The organism is Pseudomonas sp. PWP3-1b2 (assembly GCF_049896045.1).
GTDB classification, from domain to species: Bacteria; Pseudomonadota; Gammaproteobacteria; order Pseudomonadales; family Pseudomonadaceae; genus Aquipseudomonas; species Aquipseudomonas antarctica_B.
In genome coordinates, this window is sequence record NZ_JAFCTN010000007.1 from 155,303 (window position 1) to 170,693 (window position 15,391).

At 59.4% G+C, this 15,391-nt stretch carries 6 protein-coding genes; 1 reads left to right on the plus strand and 5 read right to left on the minus strand.

Annotated features, from left to right (window positions below):
- Positions 1-3: 3 nt before the first annotated feature.
- The 5 genes from ACP7A2_RS07375 to ACP7A2_RS07395 form a co-directional block, all read right to left on the minus strand.
- Entirely contained in the window at positions 4-618 is a 615-nt protein-coding gene (locus ACP7A2_RS07375; protein WP_426133675.1) for a GAD-like domain-containing protein, read from the minus strand.
- Entirely contained in the window at positions 615-9,926 is a 9,312-nt protein-coding gene (locus ACP7A2_RS07380; RefSeq protein ID WP_426133676.1) for a hemagglutinin repeat-containing protein, read from the minus strand. The genes ACP7A2_RS07375 and ACP7A2_RS07380 overlap by 4 nt, the downstream gene beginning before the upstream one ends.
- A 44-nt stretch (positions 9,927-9,970) precedes the next feature.
- Positions 9,971-10,489 (minus strand): toxin-activating lysine-acyltransferase, encoded by a 519-nt coding sequence (locus ACP7A2_RS07385; RefSeq protein WP_426133677.1) that lies wholly within the window; start codon positions 10,487-10,489, stop codon positions 9,971-9,973.
- 11 nt (positions 10,490-10,500) lie between these two features.
- A complete protein-coding gene (locus ACP7A2_RS07390) occupies positions 10,501-12,204 on the minus strand; it encodes a ShlB/FhaC/HecB family hemolysin secretion/activation protein (protein ID WP_426133678.1) in 1,704 nt (567 codons plus the stop codon).
- Positions 12,205-13,233: 1,029 nt separating this feature from the next.
- Entirely contained in the window at positions 13,234-14,160 is a 927-nt protein-coding gene (locus tag ACP7A2_RS07395; RefSeq protein ID WP_426133679.1) for a LysR family transcriptional regulator, read from the minus strand.
- 489 nt (positions 14,161-14,649) lie between these two features.
- Between ACP7A2_RS07395 and ACP7A2_RS07400 the strand changes: the two genes are divergently transcribed.
- Positions 14,650-15,390: an SDR family NAD(P)-dependent oxidoreductase gene (locus ACP7A2_RS07400; RefSeq protein WP_426133702.1), complete on the plus strand. Its 741-nt coding sequence runs from the start codon at positions 14,650-14,652 to the stop codon at positions 15,388-15,390.
- Position 15,391 lies beyond the last annotated feature (1 nt).

A 15,391-nucleotide genomic window follows, 5' to 3' on the forward strand; every position in this document is an offset into this window, starting at 1 on the left:
TATTCAACGTCGTAATTGATCAAGAATCATCAGGTGAACATGGATATCCACCTTTTTCATATGCTCCAGGTCAGCCTTTCCTCCAATGCAAAGGGCGGGCTCGAACGCGTACATCTCATCTTCGCCAACCGGCCCAAGCTTTGCCAGTGCGCGCTGGAACAGCGGCTTGCCTTGATTGTCCTCGAAGTCGAGACTTTCTCGACTGGTAGAACCAAGGAATATACCCAGCGTTCTATCCGGGACCGGGTTGGGCTTAATCAATTGGTTCTTCAGCGCAACAATACCGCCCGCTAGACTTGATATTGTAATTTTGCGCTGGTAACGCTCACCCCATGCATACAACGAACCAAATGCATCCCTGGCGATCACATTATAGTTGTCGACTTCTGCCAAGCCACTGCCCTGCAGCCACATATCGAGCGTCGTCTTGTATGGCTCCGGATCTACAATCCAGAACAGCCCATCAGCATAAGAGCACCAACCTTCATTCTGCCAATAACCAAGCAGGGCCTTGGGTAATATTGAACGATACTTGTCGATACTTGACTTGGGCACTTCTCGACGCGAGTTTGGTTCGCCTAGATTATCGATCAATGATTGAAAAAATTCGTCTCTCAATTTCCACGCCCTCTTAGTAACTCCAGTCTGACATTCATCTTCGCCTGCCCTGAACCATTGGCGATGGCCGAAGACACTGCCTCATCCAACGCTTTCAAGCGGCTCGGCCAGCTGCCTCCGATCGACGAGTTGATCAGTGAATCGCCCATTCTGACAGGTTCGTGACTGAACCAACCACCTGCGACCATATCAGGATCGTGCAGCGCTGCCAGCTCAGAACGAATCTCTCTGGCTCTGACGGCCGCTTGCGCAGAGGCAGTCTTGAAGTCGGTACCCTTGGTCATTAATGACTCAGTGATACTGCCTCTGACTTCATTTTCGAAGTCCTTGCCGAATTTCTGCTGTGCGGCTGCGGCATCTGGATTGCGTCCGAGCTTATCGTAGGCATCCCGAGCAGTCTTGAACTCCTCCACCGTCATACGGTTGATAGCATTCTGCTGCGCTAGGAGCTGTTTATTGTATTCCTTGAGGAAGCTTTTTTGCTGCTCTGGCGTCATCGCCTTGAACTTGTCGCTACTGAAAGGATTGAACGCCTTTACCGTAAACTCGTCCATTGCCGGCACGGCCTTATCCGGGTTTGGCGGTGTTTCAGGTTTCTCATTTGTATTGGGAGAGTCTGTCGTGGGTTTATTATTACCCGCGAGCTCGTCCGAAGTGCGCGTGGGTGTAGTCTCTGGCGCATCGGCCACAGGCCGATGTGGCAAGGCGTTACTCGTCTTGGAGGCTTCGACCTTGGCCAGCTTGGCGCCGTCTACTACCATCTTTTCAAGCTGCTGCGCTCCAACCTTGATCCCCGCCTTGGCCAGCGCCACGCCACCCTTCGCAGCCCCGCCGACGCCCGTTGCAATGCTGCCGACCTGCCAGGCGATTTCGCCGATGGCCTTGCCCAAGGCTTCGGCGTTTTCGTCGCCGCCGACTTCCAGCGCGGTCTTGATTGTTTCTATCTTGACGTTGAGTTCGTTGACGACGCTGTCGCCAAACTGCTTTCTGGCCTCCGGGTTATTAATCAGTTGGCCAAGGCCGGTAAGTCCTTCGATGGGGTGCGCAACAAATTCGGCGAGGCCCGTGACGTCATTCCAGCCTGACTGGGCCAACCCTTTGCCGATGCCGAATTGGGTCAGGACATCCTGCCGGCCGCTGATGTACGACCATTTGGCAACGACTTTGCCAGCGGCAATCACGCCTTTTGCTTCGTCGTATTCCTTCTTGAACTGCACGATCTGCTGAGTCGCCAGCCAGTTGTTATCCACCGCCGCACCCGCCGCGGTATTGGCGGTGGTCGGGTCGATAGAGGTGCCGGTCGCTGCTAGGCCGGTCACCAGGCTGACGATCAGGTTGCGTTTGGCTTCGCGTTGCTCTTCGCTTTCGTCGGGGCTGCTTTGTGAGAACAGGCCGGTGAGCAGGCTTGATGCTGCCGCGCCTGCCGCGCCGCTGCCGCAACTTTGGCTGCTGGCGGCGGCACCTGCGCAAGCGACGATGCCGTGCAGGGCCGCGTGCAGTGGCGAGCCTTCGGTGAGCTCGCCTTTGGCCACCAGGTCGCCGATGTAGCCGGCGCCCCGTTGCTGTACATAATTGACCACCAGACCTTGCACGAAGGCAGCGTTGCCCGCGCTGATATTGCCGCCTGCAGCACCGATCAGGGCGGTAGTGATCTGGCGATAGGTACCGCCTGCGCCCCAGTTTTCGGAGATCGCGTTGGCTTGTGCCGAGTACTCCCGCGCCTGGAGCTGCAGTTGCAGGCGCGCAGCGTCACTCATTGGCGTGTCACGATTGTCTGCTTTTGACTGCAGCTCTTTTGCCTGTTGGCGTTTGAGGTCCGCTTCCCTGGCTTTGTTCGCAAGGAAGGTACTGGCTTCGTTGGAGAACGCGCTGACGATCTCAAAACCGGCGCGGATTTCATCTTCGTCGAAGATCGGTTTGAGCGAATTGCTGCCGTCGCGGTCACTGGACACGTCGCGGTTGAGGCTGGCGACGGTTTGCTCAGCGGTCTTGCCGGTGCGTTTCTGCTGTTCAGCGTCGTCGGTGATGACGACGGCACCGCCACTGATGCCGCTGCGTGTCACGCTGCTGGCGTTGTCGCTGGCACTGATGGCAATCGGCATGTTGGCGCCGATGTTGTTCTCGTTTTTGGCCAGGTCGGTGCCCGGGTTCACCTTGCCGCCAGTCTGCGCGTTGCCCTTCTGGTCCTTGCCGACTTCGTTGTAGCCGCCGCCCAGGCTCACGGTATTGGCGTCGTAATCCGCCTTGTTCTTGATGTCGCGGCTGGTGAGGCTGGAGGTGACCAGGCTGTTTTTGCCGTCCTGCACGGCCTTGTCGCTGCTGGCGATCACGCCGCCGACCAAATCGGTGTTGCCCCGCACGTTGATGTCGAAACCGTCATCGCCAGCCTTGATGCCCGATTGTTCGGTGACACTGGCGTAGTTGGAGTCGATGTTGGTTGCGCCGAAGTTTGCGCTGGCACCGCTTATCGAGCTCATGCCGTAGCAGAACGGTGGAATACAAAGACTGATGCCGATGCCCAGGCTCTTTTCATCGACTTTGTACGTGTTGGTGTCTTGCAGGCTTTCGATATTAAGATCGCCGCCGACGTCGGCGATGACTTTTTTGCCACTGGCCACCGCCCCCTTAAGCTGCGTGTCGCCGCCGGATGACAGCAGCAACTGGTTGCCAGCCTCCACTTTGGTATTGGTATGGGTCAGCTCGTCGCCGTCGGCCTGGCCCCGGTTTCCGGTGGCACCCAGGTCCAGGGTAAAGCCGTTTCTGCTACCGCCCAGCGAGAGGCCGATACCGATGCTGGCGCTGCTGCCTTTGCTGTCGGTGTTTTGCTGGCTGGTGTTGTTGGCGGCGAGCAGGTTGATGTCGCCGTCGGCCATCAGGCTGGCGTCACGTCCGGCCTTGATCTGGCTGCCTTGGACCGTGATGTTGCTGTCTGCACCTGCGCCAGTCGCGCGCAGGCGCACGTCTTGACCAGCGGTGATGGTCGAGCCGGCGGCGCTGTCGCTGGTCTGGGTGGTTTTGCTTTCGTTCTTCTTGGTGCCCAGCGACAGGCTGATGTTGATACCGCCTGCCGCGCCAGGGTCCATTGCCACCGCCGTGGCGGCGTTGTTACCGGCCAGCAGGACCGTGGCCGCTGCCAGCGCCTTCATGCGCCCGTCATCGGTTTTCTCCGATGCCTGCTTCATCTGCTGGGTGGTCTGGATTGCACTGATGACAGGGTTAGTCACCGTCAGAGTGAACCCGGTCTGTTTGAACAGGGTTTCACGTTCGCGCTTGCTGGTGTTGCGGGCTTCAACGACATCGATGGTTTGCCCGGTGATATCGACGCTGCCTTCGGGCGCGCTCACCTGGCTGCCCACCTGGCGGTAGCCTTTGCCCGCTTCCATCAGCACATCTCCCTTGGTCGAGCCCACGGTACTCGCCGCGGCGGTCTGGCTGGTGGTGAGGTCCTTGACCGTCTGCTGCTGTGTGCCGAGCGTGACCGCGATGCCGCCGCCGCTGAACAGGCCGCTTTTCTTGACTGACTTGTCGTGACGTTCGCTGCTGCTTTCCGTCGCGGCTTCGATATTGATGTTGTTGTCAGCCGCCAGGACGGTCTGGTTGGTGGACACCACGTTGCTGCCGCTGACGTTGATGTCGCGACCGGCCTGCACATAGGTTTTCTCGGCACTCAGCGTCGAGCCCTGCGCCTGGGTCTGGTTGACGGTGTCGCGTGTGGTGGTGGTCTTGCTGGAGAACAGGCCGTTGCTGCCTTTGAATTTGTGCGCTTCATCGGCGAACTGGGTGTTTTGCGCAGCGGTCAGGTTCACGTCGCGCCCGGCGTCGGCGATGATTGCACCTTGCTGACTGGTGACGCTTGCGCCTCGGGCATTGAGGTCCTGCCCGGCACTGAGGCGTACATCGCCTTGGCCTTGAATGGTTGAGCCGACTTCGGTCTGGCTGGCGTCTTTGCGCCAGTTGCTGCCATTCCAGTTAACCGATTGCTGATGGGCTTCGCCAACGGTGGTCAGGTTGATGTTGTTGCCTGCTTGCAGCGAGGTACTGCCGCCGGCGCCTGCGCTGACCACCTGAGCGCCGGTCAGGTTGAGGTCTTTGCCCGCGTTGACGTCCATGGTGCCGTCAGCGCCGCTGACGAACAGGCCGGCCACGCGTGACAGGTTGGTTCGTGTGCCTTGGGCACTGCTGCTGTCGCGACTGCTGGACACAACGTTGACGTTTTGCCCGGCGTTGATGGCGAGGCTGTCTGTCGCGCCGATCAGGCCGCCGAGGTTGTCGAGGTTTTCCCGTGCTGTCAGCGAGACCTTGTCGGCCTGGATGCGGCCGCCGAGGTTTTCGATGTTCTGCGCGGTAATCGCCATCACGCTGCGCCCGGCCAGGCTGCCGCTGTTGACCAGATCACCGGCAATGTTCAGGTTCAGGCGTTGCCCGGCAATCAGCGAGCCAGAGCCGTTAAGGTCGCTTTCCTGCACCCGCACATAGACCTGTGGCACCAGCACGTTGCGGGTTTCGCCGTTGGCGAGGGTGACCTTTTTTTGTACCAGCCAGACGATGTCGCTGGTCAGTTGAGCCATCTGCTCGGGGGAGAGCTCGACGCCGGGCACCAGTTGCCATTGATTGGCCAGGGTGACGGCGTTGTCGATCAGCGCCCGGTATTGCGCTTCGTCGTTGGCGTAGCCGTCGAGAAAGCGCCGACCAGTGAGTTGCGCGACCTGTTCGCGAATCAGTTTCTGCTCATAGAAGCCATCGCCAAGGCGCTGCTGGGTCAAGGCAGGGTCGACTTGCAAACGCTCCAGCATGTAATCCGACGACAGCCAGGTGCGATAGCTGGCGAAACGCGGGTCGGTTTCGATCAGGTAATTGCTGGTGGTCTGCGGATGGGTGGTGAACAGGCTGTTATTCGGCAATTCCAGGGACGGGCCCCCGGTGCGAATTTGCTCGGCCACGCCTTGTGCGTTCTGGGTGGTCTGCGCTGCCACCTGAACGATCGGAGCTACTTGAAAGGTACGGGCGGCCGGAGCGCTGACCGTACCGGTGGAAGCGATCTGCTGGCCGACGGCCTGAGTACCGCGTGCGCTGATCTGGGTGCCCGTGCCGCTGACCGCTGTGTTCTGCGCGAAGACGGTAGGTTGCAGGGAAATATCCTGAATCAGCGGGGCAGGGGTATAGGCTGCGGTGTTCGCGCCTTGCCGGTCGCGGCCCTTGCGCTGGATGCGGTAGAAGTTGGTGACGCTGCCGCTGTCGACGGTGGTGCGCTGGCCCGACACTTCGGTGTTGGTCAGGCTGGTGACGTCTGCCTGCAATAGTCCGCCGGCGATGATGCGGCTCTTGTCGTTGAGCACGTCGCCGGCGCTGATCTGCATTGTCCCGCCAGACAGGATCTGCGCCGGGGCCGAGGTGGCGATCTGGGTTTCGTTGACGACGCGGGTGTAGTCGTAGCGGTTCCAGTTGTCGCGCTGGCCCTCGGGTGTGACTAGGTAATTCACCTCATCGTGACGCAGGGAGATCTCGTTGGCTTGGTAGCGGTTGGTCGAGCCGGTGAGTTGAAATTCCTGCTCGGGTGTTCGACTGACCTCAACATCGCGCGTGCTGAAATGTTCGTTGGTGTTGCGCACGCTTTGTACGTTCAAAGACAGATCGCCAAGCGCTTCGAGGGTCGCGCTGGCATTGGTCAGCAATTGAGCGCGACCCTCAGCGGTGTCGAGCGTGCTCAAGGTCCCGCCAATGGCGAGGTCGCCAGCACTGAAGATCAGCGACTCCTCACGGTTATTCAGAGTACCGGTGCCGATATTCAGTGACTCACGGGCTGCTATCGTTGCTGCGGTGCCATTTTCATCGAGGTTGTTCAACGTCGAGGTGGCTATCGCCAGTTGGTCGCCATACAGGCGCGCGGTGCCGAGGTTATTCAGCGTCGCTGCCTGCACGCGGACTTGCTGGCCGTCGATCAGCCCACGATTGGTCAGCGTGTCGGCGGCGTTCAGGCGCACCTGGCCCGCACTGATTTCGGCGTTGGCGCTGTTGTCGAGCGTCTGTGCGCCGACCAGCAGCGACCTGCCCGCCAGTAAACGCCCGGTGTTGTTGAGCGCCCCTGCGGTGCTCAGATCAACGTTGTTGTTGGCCTGAATCTGCCCGCTCAAATCAAGGCCGCTCTGCAACCTGAAGTTGATGTCACCCAGGCTCAGCGCCCGGCCCGTGCCGCTGTAATACGCGGCGTTGAGCGACAGCAGCTTGCCCGCAATCAGCGTGCCGTCGAGGTTATTCACCGATTGGCGACGCTGCGCGGTATCGCGGTCGCTGATCGTCAGGTCGCCGGTCGAAGAGATCAGCCCGTTCTGGTTATTCAGCGTCTGGCTCACGCCCAGCAATAGACCTTCATCGGTGCGTAAAGCACCGCTCTGGTTGTTGAGGGTGTTGACCGCCAGGTTCATGCTGCGGCCTTCAAGGCCTTGGTTGGTGCCCTGCGTGGAGCTGTTGTCGAGCGCGTCGGTGCTCAGGCTCAATGCGCCGGCACTGCGCACCAGACCGCCCTGATTGTTAAGGGTCTGGCCCAGCACCAGTTCAACGTCGCCGAGGCTTTGCAATTGGCCGCCACGGTTGTCCAGTTGTGCGCCTTCGATGTGGACGGTTTTCTCGCCAATGATCTGGCCACCGTCGGTGTTGGCCACGTCGCTGGCGTTGAGCAACAGGTTGCCCTTGGCGCTCAAAAAGCCTGCGCTGTTGTTGAGGCTGTCGCTACGGATTTCCACGGCATCCTGGCCGCTGATGCCTTTGGTGGTGCCGGATTGCAGGTTGTTCAGCGCCTGGCTGCCGGTGTCGATAAACAGCTTGCCTGTGGACTGAATCAAGCCCGCCGCGTTACGCAACTCGCCGCTGCGCAGGTCGAGGGTGGCGCGGGCGTCGAGTGTACCGTCGCTGTTGACGGCCAGAGCGCCGTTACTGTTGAGGTCCAATGCCTGACCGCTGATCACACCACTGCGGTTATCCAGGCCCTGAGCTGTAACGGCGATGTCACCCTGGGCTTCCAGACGCCCGCCATTGTTGGTCAGCGCGCCGTTGGTCACGTTGACCGAAAGGCCGGACTGCACCGAGCCGAGCACACCATTGGTGTTGTTGAACTGCCCGGCGATGATCGCCATGCGCTGGGTAGACGCGAGCGTGCCGCCGATGTTGTTCAACTGGCTGAACTGCGCTTGCAGCTCGCCACCGGCGCTGACGGTGCCTTGGGTGTTTTCCAGGCGTGCGCCGTTCAGTTGCGCGGTGCCGCTGGCCGCCAGCGTGCCGCCGCTGTTGTCGATCAGATCACTGGCGGTCACCGTCAGCAGGCCGCCGTCGGTTGCAACAACTTTGCCGTTCTTATTATTCAGCGTGCCAACGTTGATCGCCACAGCGCCTGGGCTGCTGACCTGGCCGTTCTGATTGTTGAATTGCTCGCTGACATTGATCTGTAAAGGCTCCAGCCCCGTTTGCAGAATGCGCCCGTATTGATTGGACAGGGTGCGGGCCTGGAGTGTGAGCTGTTGGCCCTGGGCCAGACCTTCATCCAGCACCACGTCGTCAGCCTTGATCGACACGCTGCCATTACTGGCAATGCTGCCTTTGGTACTGCCGAGTTGGTTGGCCTGAATGCCCAGCGAACCCTTGCCGGCATGCTCGATGGTGCCGCCGCTGTTGTCGACGCGGCTGGCGCTGAGCCGTGCATTGTTGGCGTTGGAGGCAATGCGTCCACTGCGGTTGTCGAGGGTCGCGCTGGCGTTTATCGAGGTGTCGGCGACGCCGGTCTGCACCAGTTCGCCGCCGACGTTGGACAGGTCGCTGGCGTTCAGTTGCAGGTTGTCGGCGTTGACGCTGGCGCTGTCTGTTCGCAGGGTTTTTGTCGCGTTGGCCGCGAGGGTCTGGCTGGCATCCACGCGGCTGCCACTGAGGTTGCTATCGCCGTTGTTGGCGGTCAGGGTGACATTGCGGCCTTGAGTCTGGCTGCCGCTGAGGTCCAGATCATCGGCCTGGATGCTGACATCGCCTGCCGCCAGGTTTTGACCCTGCGCTTTGACGTGGGTGGCGCGCACCGCAAGGTTGCCGCTGCTGCCCAGTTTGCCATCCACGCCTGCGCCCGCCGCCAGGCTTGAGCCCTGGGTGCTACGAATCGATTTGGCGCTGAGGGCTGTTTGATTCTGGCTGGCAATGGTGCCGCTGTTATCGATATCCCCGGAGCTGGTGAGGTTCAAATCGCCCTTGGCGTAAAGCGAGCCGCTATTGTCAACGCTTGTGGCAGTGATACGGGTGGCTGTGGTGCCGCTGATTGTGCCCATGTTGTGCAGTTTGCCGTCTGCGCTGACGACCACTTCACCCGCCATGGCGCCAATTTGCCCGGCATTGCGCATGCCGACACCCGATTCGGTCCCCACCAGCACGATCTTCCCGGCGTACATTCCGCCCAATTGCGCCACATCGATGCCGACGGCTGGCTTGTCGCCGTCGGCGCTGGCCTGAGGCTTGGCCTGGGTGTTATCGGCGTTGACCTGATTGCGTCCGGCGGTGACCTTAAGGTCATTGGCCCAGATACCCGCATTGACCTGCACGGTACGGGCAATCAGGTCGGTGTAATCGGCGTCGCGGCTATCAAGGCCCTTGCCCTGAATGTTCAGGGTGCCGCCGTTCACGGTGTAGCCGCTGATGCTGCCGTTCTCCAGCTGCACCTGACCGGTGGTCAGGGTCGCACGGTTGGCGTTGATGAAGCCGCAACCGTCGCAGGTAATGCCGGCCGGGTTGGCGATGACCACCTGGGCGCGTTGCCCGGCGACTTCGACATAGCCGCGTAACTGGCTGGGGTTGCTGGCGTTGACCTCATTGAGGATGACCCGCGCGCTGCCTTTGGCCATCGCTGCGTTGCCTTCGATCCAGCCACCCAGTTGCGTTTGGGTGTTGGCGCCGCTGTTGTTGAGGATGACGCCGCGCGGGTCGACATCGAATTGATTGTAGGTGTTACGCGAAACCCCGGCCGCGCTGGGCGCCTGAATATTCACCTGCGGCGTGCCGTTGGCGCTTTGAATCACCGTCGGACGCTGGCCGGCTGCGGCAGTCGGATCGGCCACAATCGTGCCCGCCGCCCACACCGGTACAGCGCTCCAGGACACTAGCCCGAGCGCGATCATCAATGCAAAACGCATCGGCCCGAGCGTTGCCGTGCAGCCCGCGGCGGCGGTGGTGAGGCTGACGCGAGTGCCCGGCGCCTTGACCTGGCTGGTGACGTTCTCCGCCACCACCATCAACAGCCCGCGTGCCTTGTTGAAAACAATTCGGTACAGGTGCTTGTTCATAGCAATTCCATTTGCGGAGCCGGCCCGCGATACAAAAGTTGAAGTTACGGTGCTGTGGCAACCGGGTGAGCTGCAAACCAGGCTCTGGCCTGTTCAGGGATCACACCGATGCCCTGGAATGTCTTGATTTGCAGGCCTCGCTCGTCGCCCCGGTGATACAGCGCGCGACCGCATCGGTTGGCGAACAGGTGGCGCTGGAGGATTCGGGTAAAGGTGGCCGTATGGCCAAACGGCGCGACCCAGTCGTTGAGCCAGAGGCGCTCGCCGCAATTCCAGTCCGCCTCGCTCAATGTCAACGGTGATTGCTGCAAATAGCGTTGTTCCGCTGCCACATCGACGTTAAGCCAAGAGAGGTAGCACACCGGCTTGCCGTGCTCGCTGCCCAGCACGAATTGGCGATGCTTGAGCGCCGGCAGCAGAAGTGTCGGTAAGCTGTGCAGTGGCGCATCCCGGTGAGCGCTGGAATGCATCCACAACCAAGTGACCGAGCCCAGCACCGCCGCCTCGTTCCAAGGCTCGTCAATCAGGCCGGGTGCCGTGATGTCCAGGGTTTCAAAACGCATGGCATTACCCCTCAGAACGACCAGATGACGGTAAAGTCGCTGGTCACGTTGGCAGTCTTGAAGCCATCGGGCTTCTTGAGCGGTGTGCCTACCGACCAGTCATAAGACAGGCCCTTGTAACCACCACGCACACCCACCACAGCCCCCGCCAGTCGTTTACCAATCAGGAACTTACTGGCCTGACCGCTGACTTCGCCGTAGTCGACACCGGTGTAAAGCTCCTGGCCGGTTTGCCCCAGCGCCAGGCCGACTTCGTTGCGCAGTGTCCAGCCGCGATCGGCAGAAAGAATGTTTTCGCCGTCAAACCCGCGCACGCTGTAACGTCCGCCAATCGAGAAGCGGTCCTGCGGCACCAACGGCGTGCGGTTCCACTGCGACCGCCAACTGCCGATATAGCGCAGACGCTGGTCGCTGATGGTGAAGGGCACTTGGAACTGGGCGTCGGCGGTGATGATCTGCGAGCGGGATGTGCCGGCTCCAGAGGCTTCTTCGGGTGCCGACAACGAATCATGTGCGCCGGTGCCGCGACGGTAGGCGACGCCAAGGTCCAGAATAGAGGTGCCGATAAATTCCCGGTGATCCAGGCCGAGCTGCCAGCCCGCCATGCGCCGATCCTGGTTGCCGATCTCGGTGTCGTCGATGAAGTTTTCAGAAGACCGTGTCCATAGGCCACCCCACGCCGTGGTCTTGCGCACGGCATCGCGGTAAAGCAGACGCGACAGGCGCAGATCGTTGGTACGGCTTTCGCCTCGATACTGGTACGTCTGGGTAGCGCCGGCGACCGACTGCTCGTAGTTGTACTCGCTGGTGGTGAACGCCAGTTGCCAGTAACCCATCGGCAGCGAGTAGTGGAGCGTATTGCCATTGGAGCCGTGTCGGCCGGACTCGCCGCCGCCCAGGTCGTGGTTGAAGCTGGCGTAGAACAAGTCGTTGAGCGACAGCAGGTTGTCCAGCGACAGCGACACATTGCCCTGATACTTGCCTGTGGATTTGCTGCCCGAGTTGTCGAAGGACAGGCTCACGCGGGCCGGAAACTGCTGGCTCCATTTGATCACCACATCGCTTTCGCCGGGCTTGGCATCAGCCGCCAGGGTGGGGGTGATCTGAATGTCGGCGTCGGCAGTGGGCACGCGCTTGAAGTTTTCCAGCGCCTGTTCGATATCGCGCAGGTTAAGCAGGTCGCCGGGGTTGGCAGGCATCGCATTCCACAGGGTGGCGCGACGGCTGGTGCCTTCGGCAAAGCGGATTTCGCGGATGCGCCCCGGCACGATTGTCAGCACCAGAATTCCGCTGTTGAGGTCCTGCGCTTCGGCAAGCACGCGGGTGGTGACAAATCCCGCCTGGATGATCGCATTCTGCATGCGCTTCATCGTCATGTTGATACCCGCGCCACCCAGGCAACGCCCCACGGCGGGGTCGTCCTCGGGGTTGGCGGCCTTCAGCGCCCATTGAAACTTCTCGGATGCGTCGCCAATCAGGCGGATGTCTTTAATGGCGAAGCAGGGTGCTTCTTTTACAGGAAGACGAGAGCCGCCTTCGTCGAGCGCAGGTGCCTGAAGCCGCACATCGGGCCGCGATTCCAACTGATCACGCAGCGCGCGCTCACGCTCCTGCTGACGCAGTAATTCCTCTTCAGGCCCGGCAGCCTGAGCGGCGGCGATCGTAAAGAGTGTCCACACTGCCAGCGCCGTCAGCGCGAGGTGTCTTGCATTCATCGACGACAAGCGGGCCAGCCCCACGACATATCGAGAGGGGCTTGGCTTGTGCAGTGGGCAGCGTGAGTCCGCGGGCATTTCACATCCTTGTGATCAGAATCAGAGGCACAATAAGTGAACCGCCTGGAACGGCAGTGGCACTGAAGAAAATAGAAAAATGTAAGGGTTTCGACGAGCAGAAACGAAATTTCCTACATTCAGTCATGCGCTCTGATTGAGGCTTAGTCCGAAAGTTCCGTGACGGGCAAGGCGGCGATAACAACGCTCAGGAAAACGCTCAGGAATGTGACGATCTTCACGCGTATTGCGAGTGCTGAGGCAAGCGAATCAGATAGTTTGCTAGATATTAATACCTGGATCGAGCATATCCAAGAATGCTCGCGCCTCATTAGCGGGATTGTGCTGATTTTAGGGGCCTCGTAGCGCACGAGGCATTTGCCCTGTTGATGCGGCGCACGGTCTTATGGTCTCGCCGGTGAAATGTCCCGGTAGATCCTACGCCGCCGTCGACGGTGTTGCAGGAGGTTTTCCTACATGCCGTCAGGCTTGCGCTCCAGCAAGGGCTATTTGAACTGAAAGAGGAAAGAAGAGGCAAAACGCAAGTTTTTGCTCCTAACCGATGACTGCAACACATGAGTAATGCAGTGCGTGCGAAAACAGCTTTTCGTTAATGGCATTTTTCGTGGTATCAACTGAAAAAATTAAAATAACAATATGATTTGTAAAGACTTTTTATGGTTGTTTATGTTCGAGTGGGAATGATCGGACGTCCGGCATTGTCCGGCACGATCTAGCAAGAAATGCTCCGGAGCCCGCGTAATTGCGGGCTTTTGGCTTTTTGGGTCTGGAGAAATCTGGCAACTTGTGCATTGCCAAGCAAAGCGTTACTGAACCCGCCGCTCCCAGGTTGCCATACGCTTCAGAGACTCTTCGTGCCTGAGCTTTTCTCAGATTATCGCGACCACGTCGACAGGCAGACGCATAAACAGAGCGGCCATAAGCCCCGGGAAGGAGCAGCGCTGGCCAAGGTTAGACGCCGCTCGGAGAAACCATCTCGGCCATTGGCCACTGCCCGTCTTGTACCAGTGACGCAGCCGTCTCGTGAAGCAAGGAAATCATTGCCACGGTCGCCTTCGAAGGTGGACGCAGAACCGCCTGAGCAAGGTAGCGTCGCAAGATGAGCCCTTCGATTGGCGCGACTCGCAGCGTCTTGTCTTCAACGTCAAGAGCGACGGCTGCCGCGTAGTGAATCGTCCATCCCACGCCGTCCTTTACTAACTGGGCTGCCAAGGTCGCGCTCTCAACCTCGATCAAAACATCGAGCGTCACCCCAGCCATGGCGCACGCGCGGTCGAGCGCGAGGCGCACACCCGATGTCATCACTCCCGTCAGTACGAGCGGTATGCCTTGCAAACTTGCGATGTTGATGGGGCCATTCGGTAAGCGTTCGTCATCGAAGCGACCTACCGCACAAATTTTTTCATTCAGTAACGGCATTACCTGAATGAGAGGCGTGGCCACGATCGGGCCACTTAACACTGCGAAATCAATCGTGCCCTGCTCGAGCGCATCGCAGAGAACCGGGGCAAAACTCTCATGGATTCGAAGATGTATGTCGGGGTAGCGAGTCCTCATTTTAGCCACCAACGGGGGCACGATGAAACTTGCCAAGGCGGGAGGAAGTCCGAGAACGACCGGGCCTCGTGGAGAGGCTTGAAGTTCAACGATATCGATTTTTATCTGTTCGGCATAACGAAGTAGAAAGGTGGCGCGCTCAAGCAACAGCTCTCCCTCAGCGGTCAGCGATGCGCCTCTTGAATGCCGACTTACCAGGCGCACCCCTAGTTCGGACTCAAGCAACTGAATTTGTCTGCTTAAAGCAGGCTGCGCAATATGCAACACGGTGGCGGCACGGCCAAAGTGCTGGTGCACGGCCAATGCTTTGAAATATTTCAACTGTCTCAAGTCCATAGGCTTACGTGGCGCTCTCGTTGGTTGTTTGGCCGTGTCGGCCTATTGATCAGGAGCCCCCGCTTTGCCGTGGGCCTTGAGACAATCACTTTGCTCCAAAGTATACATGCCTGACAAAAACTTCTAGCCAATCAAGACTGTTTGTTGGCACGTCCGCTAAGCGCAATGCTTTTAAGGTATTGGGTCGAGACAATTATTGTTTTGGACGTGCCAGTCAACGTCGCTGAAAATCAATTTCATACAGTCCGACAACATCTTCATGGCGGCCATGTCTACGCCAGCGCCGGGACAAGAATATCGAGCTTACGACGTTATCAACGAGCGTTCCGTCCTCGCGAATGCTCTCTTAAGTTCACACGCTTGACTAGTTTAAAGGCGCTAAAAACCTTCATTTAAAGGCGCCAGCTTGAATGGATTTTACTGTCGCCTAATTAAACTTTCTGTATTCAGAAAAGCGGGTGGAACTTGGAAAACATGCTTAATAAAAAAGTTGCTGTGGTTATCGGCGGTACAGGCGGCATTGGTGCAGCGGTCGCCCGTAGGCTTGCAGATGCGGGTGCGACAGTGATCGTTTGCGGCCACGGCGACATTAGCCGTGCGCAACGTGTGGTTGACTCGCTGGTCGGCGTCGGCCATTTGGCTGCCACTGCATCGCTGCTCGAAAGTGCCACGCTGACGGCACTGGCAGAAAAAGCGCGAAGTGTTTTCGGCCGCGCTGACATTTTGATCAATGCCGCAGGCTATACCCAACCGGTCCCGCACGGCGACCTCGATATGCTTGACGACGATTTGATCGACAACATCATGAAAGTGAACTGGCGCGCCCAGTTCGCGGCTATTCGCGCCTTTCGCGGCTTGCTGGAAGCCTCGGGTGATGGGTTGGTGGTAAATCTGTCATCGGTGTCGGCCACAACAGGGCAGGGAAGCAATATCGCGTACTGCGCCGCAAAGGCTGGTCTCGATGTCATGACCGTTGCGCTCGCACGCGCGCTCGCACCAACAATCCGCATCCTGAACGTTTCGCCCGGCGTGGTTGATACTCACTTTGTCCCGGGACGCGGCGCGGATTTCAACAGCAAGGTCGCAGCAACAACGCCTCTCTCACGCATCGGTACCCCGGATGATGTTGCGGCTGCCGTCGCAGCCTGTGCAACCCATCTCAAATTCAGCACTGGGGTGAACATAGTCGTCGACGGCGGACGCCAACTGAATTAAG